The sequence below is a fragment of the Bdellovibrio sp. genome, from assembly GCF_047637665.1.
Taxonomy (GTDB): Bacteria; Bdellovibrionota; Bdellovibrionia; order Bdellovibrionales; family Bdellovibrionaceae; genus Bdellovibrio.
On sequence record NZ_JBLJBT010000007.1, the window covers coordinates 15,956 to 30,656 of the forward strand.

Annotated in this window: 15 protein-coding genes; all 15 read left to right on the top strand. The window is 46.3% G+C overall.

Annotation, left to right across the window (positions count from 1 at the left end; translation table 11 throughout):
* Position 1: 1 nt before the first annotated feature.
* The 15 genes from ACM64D_RS01365 to ACM64D_RS01435 all read left to right on the top strand — a co-directional run bounded on the left by ACM64D_RS01365 (position 2) and on the right by ACM64D_RS01435 (position 14,649).
* A complete protein-coding gene (locus ACM64D_RS01365) occupies positions 2-1,267 on the top strand; it encodes a hypothetical protein (RefSeq protein WP_415061386.1) in 1,266 nt (421 codons plus the stop codon).
* A gap of 96 nt (positions 1,268-1,363) precedes the next feature.
* Positions 1,364-2,647, top strand: a complete 1,284-nt coding sequence (locus ACM64D_RS01370) for a helix-turn-helix domain-containing protein (protein ID WP_415061387.1) — start codon at positions 1,364-1,366, stop codon at positions 2,645-2,647.
* Between the two features lie 163 nt (positions 2,648-2,810).
* The gene (locus ACM64D_RS01375) at positions 2,811-3,875 is read left to right on the top strand and encodes a hypothetical protein (RefSeq protein ID WP_415061388.1); all 1,065 of its coding nucleotides are present in this window, start codon (positions 2,811-2,813) and stop codon (positions 3,873-3,875) included.
* A 70-nt stretch (positions 3,876-3,945) separates the two neighbouring features.
* The gene (locus tag ACM64D_RS01380) at positions 3,946-4,797 is read left to right on the top strand and encodes a TIGR02147 family protein (protein WP_415061389.1); all 852 of its coding nucleotides are present in this window, start codon (positions 3,946-3,948) and stop codon (positions 4,795-4,797) included.
* Positions 4,751-5,545: a hypothetical protein gene (locus tag ACM64D_RS01385; RefSeq protein ID WP_415061390.1), complete on the top strand. Its 795-nt coding sequence runs from the start codon at positions 4,751-4,753 to the stop codon at positions 5,543-5,545. Before ACM64D_RS01380 ends, ACM64D_RS01385 begins: the two co-directional genes overlap by 47 nt.
* Positions 5,546-5,654: 109 nt before the next feature.
* Positions 5,655-5,846: a hypothetical protein gene (locus ACM64D_RS01390; RefSeq protein WP_415061391.1), complete on the top strand. Its 192-nt coding sequence runs from the start codon at positions 5,655-5,657 to the stop codon at positions 5,844-5,846.
* Between the two features lie 188 nt (positions 5,847-6,034).
* Positions 6,035-6,460 carry a hypothetical protein gene (locus ACM64D_RS01395; protein ID WP_415061392.1) on the top strand — a complete coding sequence of 142 codons (426 nt, stop codon included), beginning with the start codon at positions 6,035-6,037 and terminating at the stop codon, positions 6,458-6,460.
* A gap of 30 nt (positions 6,461-6,490) precedes the next feature.
* Positions 6,491-6,889: a hypothetical protein gene (locus tag ACM64D_RS01400; protein WP_415061393.1), complete on the top strand. Its 399-nt coding sequence runs from the start codon at positions 6,491-6,493 to the stop codon at positions 6,887-6,889.
* Between the two features lie 181 nt (positions 6,890-7,070).
* The gene (locus ACM64D_RS01405) at positions 7,071-8,759 is read left to right on the top strand and encodes a hypothetical protein (protein WP_415061394.1); all 1,689 of its coding nucleotides are present in this window, start codon (positions 7,071-7,073) and stop codon (positions 8,757-8,759) included.
* A gap of 120 nt (positions 8,760-8,879) precedes the next feature.
* Entirely contained in the window at positions 8,880-9,500 is a 621-nt protein-coding gene (locus ACM64D_RS01410) for a hypothetical protein (protein WP_415061395.1), read from the top strand.
* A gap of 5 nt (positions 9,501-9,505) precedes the next feature.
* Positions 9,506-11,194: a S8 family serine peptidase gene (locus ACM64D_RS01415; protein WP_415061396.1), complete on the top strand. Its 1,689-nt coding sequence runs from the start codon at positions 9,506-9,508 to the stop codon at positions 11,192-11,194.
* Between the two features lie 4 nt (positions 11,195-11,198).
* Positions 11,199-11,672, top strand: coding sequence for a signal peptidase I (gene lepB, locus ACM64D_RS01420; RefSeq protein ID WP_415061397.1), 474 nt, complete (start codon positions 11,199-11,201; stop codon positions 11,670-11,672).
* Between the two features lie 71 nt (positions 11,673-11,743).
* Positions 11,744-12,061, top strand: coding sequence for a hypothetical protein (locus ACM64D_RS01425; protein WP_415061398.1), 318 nt, complete (start codon positions 11,744-11,746; stop codon positions 12,059-12,061).
* Between the two features lie 133 nt (positions 12,062-12,194).
* The gene (locus ACM64D_RS01430) at positions 12,195-13,655 is read left to right on the top strand and encodes a methyl-accepting chemotaxis protein (RefSeq protein WP_415061399.1); all 1,461 of its coding nucleotides are present in this window, start codon (positions 12,195-12,197) and stop codon (positions 13,653-13,655) included.
* Between the two features lie 64 nt (positions 13,656-13,719).
* Positions 13,720-14,649: a rhodanese-like domain-containing protein gene (locus tag ACM64D_RS01435; protein WP_415061400.1), complete on the top strand. Its 930-nt coding sequence runs from the start codon at positions 13,720-13,722 to the stop codon at positions 14,647-14,649.
* Positions 14,650-14,701: the final 52 nt, after the last annotated feature.

Sequence of the window (14,701 nt, forward strand, 5' to 3'; positions counted from 1 at the left end):
TATGACACTTCAGTTGGTTCTTTTGGCCGTGGTGGGATTTGTATTATTCAATGTCTCAACGGCTCTGCTTTCTACTAAGAACCAAGCCCAGAGGGCGATTCATGGAGCAGAGGAAAAGAACTTAGTCGACGCGGCATCCGAAACTTTGGTGCAAGCCGTGAGAATGGCCAAACTGCAGTACTTTCTCAAGACCATGAACTGCACAAAGGCAGTAGGTTTTGAAGAGAGTATCATTAAAGGGCATCAATGCTCTGAGGTTTCAGATCTCAGTATTTTTAGGCGAGAAGATTGGGAAAACGCGAATTCTTTAGGGAGTGAACTGAATTATAAACAGTCCTTGCGAATAAAATTCGATGGTTCGACTTGGAACCCCGAGCAGCCTTTCATGACGACGCAGATTTCCCGCTTAGAAATAAATTACTATTTTTTGGGGGCTATTCCGGATTCTGAGAGACTAAACTTTTCCATCGTCATTAACGGAAGTAATCGGGTGGTGAAAAAAAACGTCTGGATACAGTCGGGCAATAATCAACTTGTTCAGACCGACTCGGCGGATGGGCTTCTAAAGAGCGCCAGGAAAGACACTTCATTTCCCTGTAAGTCAGATCAGTGGGGCTCGTTGCAAAAAGTGGTGGGTAGTCAATGCTTGAGTTTGGGAGATGTTGGAGCGGGACGTGGCGTGGCCATCGTCGATGGTGAGTATTATCTTCTCTCGCAGGGGACGGGGCAAGTCTGGCGAATCACCGGAACAAATGAGAGAGAACTTATACCAGCGCAAGGGCGCGGCCGTTTTCCTAAGTACAATCAGGAGTCTCTTCAAGGAACCTATGACATCACGGTTCTTGGAGAGTTCACTGAAGAACCGGAGGTCTACTACACTTTCGGAACTGGAATGGGAAGTCAGCTAGGATATCTAGATCCAAACACGGGTGAGCGTGTGCCTGTGTGTTCGTTGGGAGAACTTAATTACGGTCTGGGCTTTTCTGGATTGTCTCGAGCATTTGTCTCGGACAGCCTCTTTTCAGGGAAGTTGTTCTCAAAAATGAGATGGGCGCAGTTCTATCTGAAGTCGCAGGCCAGCGGTAAGTTGTTTGAGCTTATCGTGGTCTCTGTTCCGGAGGGTACTTTGGCACTTCCAGCGCATAAAAAAATTGGTCAGCGGGATGTTTACTGTCATCTTAAACCCCGGGAGGATATGGAGTATGAGTTTAAAAGAACCATGGGATTTGAGTTGAAAGATACTTACCTAAGGTACGGATTTTATTAGGACCAACGCCGTAGACATTGAGGACATGCGAATTATTTTCGGGTTTGTTTTTTTGGGACGTTTTCGAACTGAGTTGGACAAGGATACCCTTTTTATATGACTCAACATTTTGTACATATCGATGCAGGGAAGCTGAAGGAAGTTATTGGTGGCAAGGAGATGTCTCACGCTCAACTTGCGCAACTGATGTCTATTTCAAAAAAAACAATTCAACGCTGGGTTAATGGACAAATCACCCGAGTCCGTGTCGAGACCATGGATAAGCTTTCCACAGTTTTATCCGTGGAAAAAGGAAATCTAGTCAAAGAAGAGTCCGTTATTAGTCGGTCCTGCCGAAACAAGGCTGTTGATGAAGCCTTAAACGAAGAGTTTTTCACCGCCTTCTACATCACAGACAATCTTGGACCCTATTTAAGAATTCTTCGCTCGTTTCCTTTGCATTCACTTCCCTCTTCTCAACAATCCGAGGTTCTTATTCAGCTTGGAACGCTCTCCTTGTCTCTCTGGCAGATTCGAGCGGGAGTGATCTACTTAAAGGAAGCAATTAAAATCTGCAAGGTGACCGAAGATTATCAAGGGTTGGTGACTTGCTTGAGTTGGATGTCTGTCGCCTACAATCTATCTGGCCAATTTGAAACAGCTTTGAAATTCAATTCAGAAGCTGAGTCGATTGCAAAGACACATGACTTCACCGAGCGATACCCTGAAATTTTCTATAAGACGGGGCAAATTCTGTTTAGTATGAATCGCTATTCTGAAGCGAAAAGCTACGTAAAGAAATCCATTGTTTTGGAATATCATGGGCAAAATGTTAATTACATCAGCCAGGTAAATCGCTACATGCAGCTTTCTTCGATCTATCTGAGCATGAGGTCTTATGAGAACGCTTTAAAACACTCTCTTCGTGCTGTCAGAATTGCTGAGAAAAAGGGATATTTGAGAGGGCAAATCAGCGGTCTTCATCAGGCGGCAATGGCCAGCTTTTTAGAAAAGGACTTTGAAGATTCGAAGAAGTATTTCCATGAAGCCAAGAAAATTGAAAAGTACGTTCAGGCCAACCATGAAGATTATCGCAATCTTCGAGTTGAGTTTATTTGGCATTTAAAAACGAAAAACTTTGAGGCGGCTCGACTGAATACAATTAAGAGACTGCGCTTAAGTCGAAGACTGTCTTTGGTGAATGCAATGGTGAAGCTGGATTATCTTTTGTTGTCGAAGGCATCCAATGGGCTCATCCCTTTTAGAAAGTCTTTCGAAAGTTCTGCAGAGGAAACATTCGTGAAGTACAAGCAAGAACGCCAGTTGCAGATCATAAAAAAGATAGCGCAGCTTGAGTCAGGGACCGAGTTCGATGATCTTGTAGAGTGTATTTCATTTTAGTGGGAAGATAATATTCAACTACAGGTTCTGAGGTGTTCTTCTTCAAAGGAGGGGACATGGTGGACCTGTTGATCTCTTTTGCTCGCCGTCAAGGGCGAGTCTCAAATAGTGTCAGAGTAATAAAATAAATTTAGATGCCGATAAATATGAAATATCATCTTAGATGAGAACATCTCCGGGGGGAATGATGAATAAGCTCAATAAGAAAAATCTTTCTTTTATCGCTGCAGGTATTTTGTTGATCGTGACTTTTCAAAACTGTGCAAAGAGTGGCTTCGACACTGGAGATGTGAGCTCGGCAGCCTCCGACCTCAACTCTACGACACCCAGAGGTGGTAGTGCTTCGGGAAGTGGGGCTGGTTTTTGGGGTGGGTCCGGTGGAAGTACCACTTCAGGTGGCAGCACGACTTCAAGCGGCAGCACCACGACAACGGGATCGAATGTTTCAAACTCCTCTTCATCTGGCACAACGGCCCAAGTTGCGGCGACTCCTTCGGGAACGAATGAAGTTAACAATGGACAAAGCATTTCCAATCAAGTGTTTAGTACCATGAATCGTTCCTGGTCATCGAATTCAGGCAAATGGAGCGGTTATGTTTTGAATTTGAGTCTATTGAACGAGGGTGCGGATAAATCGAGTGGGAAGGTGTACATCTATATTCTGAACAGCAATAAGCTTTGCGTTCATAATACTCGGGTCGACTATAGCTATGCTTTTTCAGGTGGTTTTGCCCAGGCCGGAGGAACGATCACCTTTGCTGGCGGACAAAAGGTGATGTCGGACGGATCGCAGTTTGATGATGCCGAGTGCGCGTCAATGAATGTCGCCCTTAAGTTCAGTCTTTCCGGGTCTCATTTGGCCTTGGGGGATGATTCTACGAATTCTGATTCGACATCGTTCTATTTAGTGAGCACGCGCGAGCAGATTGCTCAGATGTTTAATAAAAAGTGGAAGGTTATGGGGAATGAGACTCAGACCATTGAATTTGTGACCGGCAATGCTGGCGGTAAAGTTCTTTTTTATGATAATGGAAACCTAGTGTGTTCGGCGCTGGTACAGATTGGTGGAAATGAGTTTAACGGCTCCATTCAAGTGGCTTGGGCCGAGCAAAATTCATGCAAAACGATGGAGGGCTCTTACCACTATGGATATTCTGGTGGTGCCCTGACATTGCAGGCCTTTTCTGGTCCCGCCAAAGAGAACGCCTTTAATCTTACTTTAAAGTAGAAGCTATGACACGAGGCAGATTAACGAACTCTCTTGTAATTAGAGGAGTCGTTACTGCATCCTATAGAGGATGAACAAGACCTCTCTGGAAATTGTCAATGTCTTGAAGGCTTCCTTTGCCGAGAAGCAGGCGCGCAACCAAAGATACTCTTTGCGCGCCTTTGCTCGTGACCTCAAAGTTGAGCCCAGTTTGCTTTCAAAGATTCTTCGTTCAAATCATCGAGTCACATCAAAGATGATCGCTCGAATGGCTCCGGCGATTGGGCTTTCGGCGCTGGAGGTTCGTTCTTATATAAAAAGTATGAGGGATGAACGCGAGATCGAGAAGAAAGAAAAAAGGGCAAGATATGATGAGTTCGTCCCCTTTAATCTGGATCATTTTAGATTTATCTCAGCCTGGTATCATGTCGCGATACTGGAGCTTTTTAACCTCAAGAGCTTTAAGGCTTCTCCCGCGTGGATCGCTGAACGATTGGGAATTGAAGTTGTTCAGGCGGAAGAGGCTTTGAATCGTCTTGTCAGGATGGGTTTTATTGAAACCCGTAAAGGCTCTTTGCGGCTGGCGAAAAGGCAGAACTCAACGATCGTGAATGACCCCCAGTACACCACCGAAGCGTTGAAAACCCTGCAGACGCAGTTTCTAAAGAAGGCGGGGGAGAGCTTTTATCAGGTAGATATCAACTACCGAAATCAATCCACATTGACTTTTTCAGTGAACCATAAAAACCTAGAGAAGATAAAGTCGGAAATAGCCAAGTTCCGGAGAAAGATTAATGGCCTTTCTCAGAAAGATTTGGAGCATCATGATAGCGTTTACAACATCACCATCTCTCTTTATCCACTTACGAAGATTGATCAAGAAATCGCTGACTCTCATGGGGTTTCTTCTGCCTCTTCTCGGTCCCGTCGGCGCACACGCTAGTCCAATCAACGAAGGGCAGGAGACTCATTGTGGGGACCCTCGCATCGCTGAATTTTTTGATATTGCGCAAGCTCTAGGTGCGAAGATTCAAAATACGCCGGATTCCGTTTTCCCGATGGAGGGCTTTAAGGCAGTTTATTCTCAGAAGCTACGCGAGGTCGTGGTGACAGTTGAAGAGCAGGTGTTCTATGAGGGGAAGGAATATACCGCAATCAACTTCCCCAAAATGAATCCTCCCCAAATTGTTATTTCCAGATCATTGTGGCAGTACTCAGTTAAAGAGTATGCGAAGTATGAACTCCTGGTTTTGCATGAGCTTCTTCCGGTGCTGGGTCTCATTGATGATGGATTTGTTTATTCTATTGAACTGCAGAAGGATATTAACGCCTTTCAAGTTATGAGCATTTCGAAGCTGGTTGAAACATACGCAATTCAAAGTCAAAAGGGGGCGAAGATCGCGTTCGATTATGTTCGTGGCCCCTTCAGTATGGACATCAAAAATGCCACCAAGCCCTTTGCAACTCTCTCTAAGAAGCTGGTGACACTGCCTGCGGGGGAGTGGAGTCGAGATCTGCTCTTTTTAGGTTTGGAATTATTAGAAAATGTGGATCCCAATATTCATCGGGCGAATTTAAACTTGGCGTGTGCGGGCAAAGAGCTAGAACAGAGCCGAAATCCCGATGCGAAGACTCTGGTGATGGCCTTAAAACGTTGGGGAATGAGCAGCTTTCAGTTCTGCCCCCTCTAAACTGTGTCAAAATTTCTAAATTAAACAGTATAAGGGCCTGAGCGTCTACCCGAGGCCTCCCTTGTTATTGAGAATATGTCTGTTGGACATCAATAACAGGAGGTTTTTGATGACGTTGCAGCTTATTCAGAAGGGCAATGAAGAGGATAAAGATGATTCTTCAAGAGTCAGCCCTTTTCCCAAGGAAGAGGGAGAAAGAACTGAGCATAAGACGTCGCATCCTGGAGGGGACGACGAGAAGATCTCAAACACTCGACAAAAGAAGAAGAGAACGAAAGTCACGGATTTGATTTATATCTAAAGGTTATCGTGCCTGTTATGTCCATGGCCGAACTCGGTCCCCCATTCATGGGTGGACGTCGGCGACATTCATATAAATTTAGCAAATAGGCCTCCTGGAACTAGAAGATCTTGAGTGGTCGTGTCATATACAGCACCGTTCTGGTGGCATCGCAAATGCATTCAAGCAAAGGAAAAAAGGAGATTTCTATGTCTAAATCTTTGAAAGTGTCTATCTTTGCCTTGATGAATCTTTTGGCTTCTTTTGCTGTCGCCGGAACAAACACTCCAAACATTTCAGTTGTTTGTAGGGCTACGGAGCAAAGTCGTCAGGCTCACGAGGAACTCGATCTGGAATCTCTTACGATTCGGCTCGGAGCTACCTTCGGAGCTTCGTCTCCAGTGGTTTTGCTGACCAGATCTGTGCAGGGAATGGAGACGGACATTGTTTCGCTCGACTCTGTTGAAATCCAGAAAAATCACGACTCTTCGTTGAAGGCGTTAGTGATGAAGTCCCGTGAGGGGCGCAATGAAACAACCTTTGTTTTCGATGCGCAAAGCTCAAACCTTAAAATGGAGTCTTTGTACAGTGGATCGAGTGAGCCTTTGGTTTTGTCTTGTATGAGGTCCCAATAAAATCAGAAACTATAAACAATGGAGAATAAAATGTTTAAAAGTGCAAAAATGTCACTTGTTCTATTTGTGACTTTTTTATCATCGGCTGTGTTTGCAGCCAACGATCAATTGGTTCGCTGTACTTCTGCTGAAAAAGACGTGAAGTTGACCCTTCAAGTCTCTAATAGCGGAGTTGTAAAAAAGGTGGCCTTGATCGTAAATGGAAAAGGTCAGTTTAAAAAGGTCAAAGCTTTGCAGGGGGGCGCAAGCACAGAGCAAATCTTTAACTACGGTGAAACTGAAACCTATATGACTGAGGATCTGATGGCTCTTGAGGTATCAAGAATTCACGGACTTAACGATATTCAGTTTGTTACAGTTTTGGGCCTGGCTCCAGCAGGAGGCTCCGTAACCTTTGCTCCTCTTTACGAGTTCGAGTGTCGTAAATAATTGCCTGCGGCCTTCTCAAATATAGAAGGCCGCTTGTTTTGTCTTATTTTAAAACTCTACGAATAGATCGTGGACACGATGGACATGCCGAAAGGATGTTCCACTTGTTATAGATATCTCCAAGTTATTCCGAAAAGTTAACAGGTTCGTTTTTTGGAAGTCCGCAACTTTGGAGCTCAAGGTGAAGTCTAAGATAATTCTATTTCTTTGCTTTTTATTTTCTACGAATATTTATGCTCTAAATAATCGCCATAATTTTATTTATCAGGGGCGGATTGTGAAGCCTGATGGGCAAGCGCTTTCAGACGCGTCCGTGATTTTTAATATCAAAATTAAGAGCCCGGATGGATCTTGCCTGGTTTACGAAGAAGCTCATACGACCGCTGTTGGTGATGGCTTTTTTTCCTTGAACATTGGTGAGGGAACGCGACTTGATGGTGGAAGTGCCTCTTTTAGTCAGGCCTTTATGTCGGGAATCAATTTTCCTTCTTGTGGATATACCACGGGTGCCAGTGATGATCGTCTTTTGAGTGTCAGTTTCACAGTGGCGGGGGAAACGGTTGATCTGGGATCTCAAAAAGTGAAATCCGTTCCTTACTCTTTGGAATCGTACAATTCACAGTTCGCCGGAGCTGCCGCCAAGATTGGAAATACTGTTTCCACAGATGTGCTCACTGTGGATGGGGCGACGGCCGCCAATGTGTCGACCTCGCGAAATCTGTCGATCTCCTCATTCCAAAAGCTGGTGGATTTTTTAAATGGAACCAGTGTTTCTCAAAACCCCATTGGTTTGGGGGCGTATACAACGGCGCAAGAAGGCTCCGCAACTTTCCAGGCGGGGCAAATCTGGTACAACTCGAGCACCAATGAGGTGAAGTACTACACAGGAACCGAGGTTCGGAGCATTAATTTTTCTGGGCCCAGTGGTGGAAGTGGTAGCTACATTACAACGTTGACCGGTGATATCACCTCTTCGGGGTTTAGCTCTGGAAGTGTGACGACCACGATTGCTGATGGTGCTGTGAGTGCCTTGTCGAAAGTTGTGGCCACTCCTGGATCTGCAGGTACGAATCGGATGCTAGCGACGGACTCGGTCACAGGTACAACAATCAAGGATTTCTACTGCAGCACCGTGGGCCATGTCTTGAAGTGGACTGGCGCCAATGGTTTTGGCTGTGCCGCTGTGACCAGTGCTGAGATTTCAGATGCGACAAGCAGTAACACGGCAAGCACGGTAGTAAAACGTGATGTGAGTGGGAACTTCAGTGCGGGAACAATCACGGCTGATGTTGTGGGGAATGTGTCAAACTCTGGAGCTCTCACAATATCTGCGGGGGGAGCAAACACCAATGTGACTTTGGTTCCGCAGGGCACGGGTGTTGTCAGCGTTTCAAGTAAAAGAATTGCCAACGTCGCGACACCCACGGCGTCTTCAGATGCGGCGACGAAGGCTTATGTTGATGCAGCCTCAAGTGGCGGGATCACCTTTATGGGTTTCACCTCATCGGCGTACAATGGAAACTTAATTGGTGCCGCGGGGGTTGCCACAGGCGGACATGCTCTTTGTAATGCCGCTTACTCCGGCAGCCACTGGGCGAGTTGGGAAGAAATACAACAGATCGGTGCAGCTTATCCGGCTACTTATACGGTGTGGGTCCGCGATGCTATCGCGTCGACCTTTGTAAGCGGCGGAGTTACCTACGTGGGAAAAGACGGTTCAGAGCATAATAACGGAGGCTCATGGAGCGGCTCCAGTTGCTACTCTTGGACGAATACAGCCAGTACCAATCGAGGGACGATCTATTCCACAAGTGGTCAGATCGGGATGGGTACGTGTAATGATCCTTACCGCTTAGCCTGTGTGAAGTAGGATGAAAAAGGGCCACAGTCGCAGACCTTGGTGCCATGGACATCAAGGACATTGGCGATAATTACACTCTGTACTTCAACACGCCTATGACTAAGTGAAAACTTCATTCACCATGGGAATATGAATAAAATTTCACTTTTGTTTTTGTTTGTCATTCTTGGCTGTCAGACATCTCCTTCCAAAAGTCACGAAGATCATTTAAAAAAATTGTCTTCGTTGGGGTTCCTTCAAAATCCTTTTTGTAAAAAAGAGGAAGTGTCTCGTCGAGAACCATCGGGAAACCGATGGGCGTCCTTGGCGACGTTACCCAATGTAAGCCCCAGCTCAACGACGCCGACCCAAACAAAGTTTTTTCTGGGAGTTTCCGGTAATGGAGGGCAGTGCTACGACCAAATTGGAAGAGTATCGTCTTCGGATCATTTGCTTATTAGTGGCGCTATCGAGCCCCAGGCTTCTGATGTCGGACGTGAGGCAGATGTTTTCATCGTCGTCGTTCTGCAGGGGGCGACGAGCTTTATGCGCGTAGGTGACGGGTGGGAGATATGGGACGGGCATGCAGAAAGTCTTAAACCCATCGGGCGGAAAAAATTGGTAAGCAGAGAAGAAGCGGTTTTATTTGAAAAGCCCCCCTCTGATGTTATCGCGGATATGCAGGGGCATTTTTATATTTATGTCGGATATCGTCTGGTCAATCAGCAGGATATTTTATTCGCCGGCACTGAGATGTATTACGTGAGGTAATAACGATGAAGAAATTGTGTGTGCTGGTTTGTGGTACGTTTTTGATCTCTGGCGGGGCCCTTGCTTCGACGGAAATTCTAGTTAAGTTTAAGCAGGCAGGAACCGCAGCCTCTTTGGTTCGCAGTAAGAAGTTAAATGGTTTTGCGTCTTCCTTGGCGGTCAGTCAACTTCAGTTGCAAGCGGTAAGGCAATTTGTTCCCAAGGACGGGCGCTATGTGAAGTTAACCATCGCCAATGAGCATGAGGCGAAGGCGTTATTGAAAGAATTGCGTGCAAGAAAAGATGTTTTGAGTGCCGGATTGAACAAACAGTATCAGCTAACGCAGGCGAGTGGAAAGAACTGTTGTACTTCTGAGGCGTTGGCAACAGATCCCTTGTTTTCTCAACAGTGGGCACTGAGAAATATGGGAGTCGGCGGAAAGCTGGGGGCAGATATCGACATTGCTCGGGCCTGGAAGATTCAAACGGGATCTAAAAATGTAGTGGTGGCTATCATTGATTCGGGAATGGATCTGGGCAACCCTGATCTCACCGGCAATGTGTGGCGCAATTCTCGGGAATCCGTGGACGGTGTTGATAATGATGGTAATGGATATAATGACGATATCTACGGTTGGAATTTCTTGAATAATGACGGTAATGTGCAGGATGAGAGAAGTCATGGCTCTCATGTGGCTGGAATCATTGGCGCTGTCGGTAATGATGGACGAGGAATCGCTGGAATCAACTGGCAAGTCTCTCTTATGCCACTGAAGGTTTTTGGAGCGACAGGCGGAGCTTACGAAGAGCATATTGTTCAAGCGTTGAGATATGCTCAGGCCAATGGAGCGCATATTATTAATGCTTCTTTTGCATATTCAACCAAAGGCGTGATTGAGCCTGGTGAGTACACTGTTTTGCGAGATGCCATCAACGAGCTGCAGTCCAGTGGAATTCTGTTTGTAAGCTCAGCGGGGAATGACGGTTTGAGTTTGGATACGACACCTGCGTACCCTGCCAATTACGCCCTTTCTCATCAGATAACAGTCGCTTCGACGGACTCTCATGATGTTATCTCTGGTTTCTCGAATTATAGTGCGACCTTTGCCGACATTGCGGCTCCGGGAAGTGCGATCTTGAGTGCATTGTTGGGAAATGACTATAAAGTACAGGATGGAACCTCTATGGCAGCGCCGATGGTCTCTGGGGTGGCTGCCTTGTTGAAAGCTGAGAATCCAACTTGGCAGGCCACGCAGATCAAAGAAGCGATTTTAAGGGGACGAGATTATGTGCCAAGCTTGGCAACGAAAGTGAAAACTCAGGGCAGACTCAATGCCTACAATTCATTGCGTGGGATTTATCGGACGGCACCGCCAGAGCCGACGAATTGGGTGCGCCAAAGTCTGCCGGAGGTGATCGAAACGCTTCACCCCGTTCCTTTTGCCTATGAGAAGGCCTTTGAAGTTTACGGTCCTGTAGATGCTAAAGCGATGCGAATCATTTTTGATCAGATCGAGGACTCGTGCCGTTATTGTACCGTCGAGATATATGACAAAACGGGGACCATGGTAGTTTCCACTTCCCAAATTCCGGGGGTTCGATACAATGAGACCAGTCGCTACGTCTTCGGCAATTATATGAAGATTGTCTATAAGACAGTTTTGACTCCTGGGGCTTATGGATTTAAAGCCTCGTACTTCGAGTATTCAAGGTAGAAAGATGAACCTATTTCTTACATATCTCTTTGCCGCAAGTTGTGGCTTGCAAGTGAAGTCCTTCACTGTTCGCGGGGACTCGATGAGTCCTTTGTTGAAGTCGGCGCAAGAGATTCGGGTGAGTCTTGATTACTACAAGTGCCATCAGCCTGTGGTCGGAGATATTGTAATCATAAAGATTACAGATGATAGAAATGAGATCGTCAAAAAGGTCGTGGGCGGACCTGGTGACTTCTTTGAATATCGCAATCGGAATATCTATATTAACAAAAAGATTTTGAAGAACAGTCAGGGGCAGGCCTACGCTTTGGATTCAAAAATGCTCGAGCTGTATGCGAAATCCTATCCAACTCTTCCCAAAGACACCTATCTCGTGATGGGGGATAACATTAGCGGCACGCTCGATTCGTCTAAATTTGGGATGATCGATATTCGTCAGATTACAGGAAAAGTATTATTCAAGTCCCCTCAGAATTAGACACGAGGGACACGTGATTCAAAATGTGAATGTATATTAGGTCCAGAGCGGTCTGTTCCGATATGTTCACAATGGTGGATTTTCTTTTTAAAGCTTCTCTGATTCTTTTTTTAGCTGGATGTTCGCTTGATGCGAATATTCTCGCCTCACGGGAGGGGTTGACTGTCAATGGTCCTCAAGACCCGAAGGGACATGAGGGACCAACGTCAGATTCACCGGCCCTTCGTGGTACTTCCGCAGGGGCAATTGCAATCCGAGAAGTTCCGAGTGTCCACGGTGGAAGCTGGAAAGTGAGCTCTTCTGCCGGAGACTGGACCCAAGGAATTCGTCAAAAGAAAAATGGGTGGACAGTCTATACATCCCTACAAGGTAATCTAATGTCCTTCTAGTCCCCCCTGCAGCACCTCCACTCTGGCGGTGTATTTTGTTTAAATACTCCTCAAATTCACATCTTACAGCTCATGGGCGACCATATATCCTCCGATCCGGATGACAAATCAGTAATGTCATTGTGAGGTATATATGGAAGCTGTACGTGTGTGGTTGCGGGGTGTTCGATTTAAACTTTTGGTTCTGATTCTAATTCCCAGCACTCTCTTTGTTCTTCTGAGTCTGACGGCGATCTGGGCTTTGCGATCACAGTTTGCGAATAGCCAAAGCATGGCCCAAGAGTTGTTTCCCAAAAACCAGATCATCATGAATATCCGAGTTCATGGAAATGCCATGATGAGATTTCTTTGGACGGCGGAGGCCTCAACGGACAATACGACAATTCGCAAAGAAAAGATTGAGGACGTACGAAAGCGATTTGCGGTTCTAAATAAGCTCTCCGCAGATTTTGAGGCAAAGTATCTGAGCGACGATATGAAGGAAAAATTCCCGATAGTAAAAAAAGAACTCGAGACTCTTGAAAAGCCACTGAATGAAACCTTGGCGCTGTTGGAATCCAATAGTGAAGACGGGAACTTGAAAGCGCGAAAGATAATGCTGGAGATTTTGGTTCCTCATGTGCAGACCATGATTCAAGCGGCAATGGACTCTAGTGACATCATCGAGGCACACATGGCCGAAGAAGTGAAAGAGGCTGAAAGTGTGGCCAATTTAGGAGAACGCATCGTAATTGCTCTAAGTTTGACTGGAATTCTAGGAATTATTTTGATCGGTATTTGGATGGGGCAGGCGTTGGCCTTGTCGTTGACCCGAGTTTTACAGGGCATTGAGCAGACAGAGGAGCAAGTCCTGACAGTCAGTCAGCAGTTGGCGGCGGCCAGTCATCAGGTTTCTTCCGGCGCCGTGCAGGCAGCCAGTTCTTTGGAAGAAACTGTGGCCTCCGTTGAAGAGCTTTCCAGTATGGTGAAAAACAATGCGGAAAGCGCCTCTACGGCATCAAGCCTCTCCAAGGACAGTCTGAAATCAGGGGAGCATGGAGAAAAAGAGATCAGACATATGATTGAAGTTATGTACGAGATCTCCGCGAGTTCGAAAAAAATCGAAGAGATCATTTCGGTGATTGATGATATCGCTTTTCAGACAAATCTTTTGGCCTTGAATGCTTCGGTTGAAGCGGCCAGAGCTGGCGAGCACGGAAGAGGATTCGCTGTGGTCGCGGAAGCTGTCCGCAGCCTTTCGCAACGAAGTGCGGTAGCGGCGAAAGATATCTCGGATCTCATCCGAATGAGCGTGGATAAAATTGGTGATGGCGAAAAGGCCGCGAAAGAAAGTGGTGAACATCTGCAGAAGATCCTTCTTTCAATTAGAAAGATGACAAGTTTGACAGAAGAAATCGCCGCTGCAAGTAAAGAACAGGCCGATGGTATCTCCCAGATTTCCAAGGCCATGAACGAGTTGGATACGTCGGTGCAACAAAATGCTTCGGCCTCAGAAGAGGTGGCCGCCTCTTCCGAAGAGATGACTCAACAGGCGAAACATCTTGATGAGTCTGTACTGGAATTGTCCCATCTGATTATGGGACATGCCGGTTAACAGATGGAATGATGTTTGATTGAACACCTCACTGGGGAATGATTGCATCTTGAGTGAGGTGTTTATGAGATTGAGCAGACGGTCTCTTCTGCATGTGTTGATCTTTTTAGTTCTGGGATGTCAGCAAAAGACTCCAGTTTATCATGACGTTCCTCTGGCTCCGCTCAATATCCAAAACTTACGCCAAGAATCCACGATGGTGTTTGACGTGCGATCTGCGGAAGAGTCTCAAAGACCGCTTTTGCCGGGTGCTGCAGCGATGCGATGGGACGATTTTTTAGGAATAAGCCCTTTGGCCATGGCGAAGCTGGCGGAAAAGTTGGACGTGAGTTCTGAGAAAACTATTCTTGTCGTAGGGCGCGGCAAGCAGGGAGCGGGAGAAGATGGCTATATCGCGTGGATCTTCGATATCTTTGGAATGCAGAACGTTTATACGTTGTCCTCGGAATTCTATTTAAATAGTGGATTTAGTGCCATACCATCTGCCGTCAGAAAGCCCGCAGGACATCCGGAGGCTGATCCGAATCTATTCATTGAGGCTGTTGATTTTAGAGCCTACGTAACTCAAACATTGCCACAAAGAGGATGGACGAGCAAAGCGCGCAGTCGGGCCTTGGGGGGAGTGCCCTTGGGCGCCTTGTATCCGCCGCCAAAATCTTTTTTCGGTATGAAATTTCCCGAACTGCAGCACAAGGTGCTTGTCTTAGACGTTAGGTCGCAAAACGAATTTGAAGGATACAATTTAAAAATGGAGAAGGCAGTCAAGGCGCCTCTTCTGCATCTGTCCTGGAGTGAGTTTTTTGATGATCGCGGTTTGCCGTCGGCTTCGGTAAATACTCGTTTAGCGGAACTGGGAGTTCATAAGAACTCGATCGTATTTGTTATCAGTGAGCGCGGGGTCCGAAGCGGAGCTGTCGCCTATGCCATGAGATCGCTGGGATATCAAAAGGTCGTGAATTATCTGGGGGGCTATCGACAATGGGAACGACAATAGTCCGGTTCTTTCATTAAGATCTCATCCTGAGAAATTCAAACTCATTAATATC

What these genes read in the sequence shown, in the direction of transcription:
- ACM64D_RS01365 (WP_415061386.1), top strand. Translation starts at nt 2, where the DNA reads ATGACACTTCAGTTGGTTCTTTTGGCCGTGGTGGGATTTGTATTATTC.
- ACM64D_RS01375 (WP_415061388.1), top strand. Translation starts at nt 2,811, where the DNA reads ATGAGAACATCTCCGGGGGGAATGATGAATAAGCTCAATAAGAAAAAT.
- ACM64D_RS01435 (WP_415061400.1), top strand. Translation starts at nt 13,720, where the DNA reads ATGAGATTGAGCAGACGGTCTCTTCTGCATGTGTTGATCTTTTTAGTT.
- ACM64D_RS01425 (WP_415061398.1), top strand. Translation starts at nt 11,744, where the DNA reads ATGGTGGATTTTCTTTTTAAAGCTTCTCTGATTCTTTTTTTAGCTGGA.
- ACM64D_RS01415 (WP_415061396.1), top strand. Translation starts at nt 9,506, where the DNA reads ATGAAGAAATTGTGTGTGCTGGTTTGTGGTACGTTTTTGATCTCTGGC.
- ACM64D_RS01430 (WP_415061399.1), top strand. Translation starts at nt 12,195, where the DNA reads ATGGAAGCTGTACGTGTGTGGTTGCGGGGTGTTCGATTTAAACTTTTG.
- ACM64D_RS01400 (WP_415061393.1), top strand. Translation starts at nt 6,491, where the DNA reads ATGTTTAAAAGTGCAAAAATGTCACTTGTTCTATTTGTGACTTTTTTA.
- ACM64D_RS01385 (WP_415061390.1), top strand. Translation starts at nt 4,751, where the DNA reads ATGGGGTTTCTTCTGCCTCTTCTCGGTCCCGTCGGCGCACACGCTAGT.
- lepB (WP_415061397.1), top strand. Translation starts at nt 11,199, where the DNA reads ATGAACCTATTTCTTACATATCTCTTTGCCGCAAGTTGTGGCTTGCAA.
- ACM64D_RS01410 (WP_415061395.1), top strand. Translation starts at nt 8,880, where the DNA reads ATGAATAAAATTTCACTTTTGTTTTTGTTTGTCATTCTTGGCTGTCAG.
- ACM64D_RS01390 (WP_415061391.1), top strand. Translation starts at nt 5,655, where the DNA reads ATGACGTTGCAGCTTATTCAGAAGGGCAATGAAGAGGATAAAGATGAT.
- ACM64D_RS01395 (WP_415061392.1), top strand. Translation starts at nt 6,035, where the DNA reads ATGTCTAAATCTTTGAAAGTGTCTATCTTTGCCTTGATGAATCTTTTG.
- ACM64D_RS01380 (WP_415061389.1), top strand. Translation starts at nt 3,946, where the DNA reads ATGAACAAGACCTCTCTGGAAATTGTCAATGTCTTGAAGGCTTCCTTT.
- ACM64D_RS01370 (WP_415061387.1), top strand. Translation starts at nt 1,364, where the DNA reads ATGACTCAACATTTTGTACATATCGATGCAGGGAAGCTGAAGGAAGTT.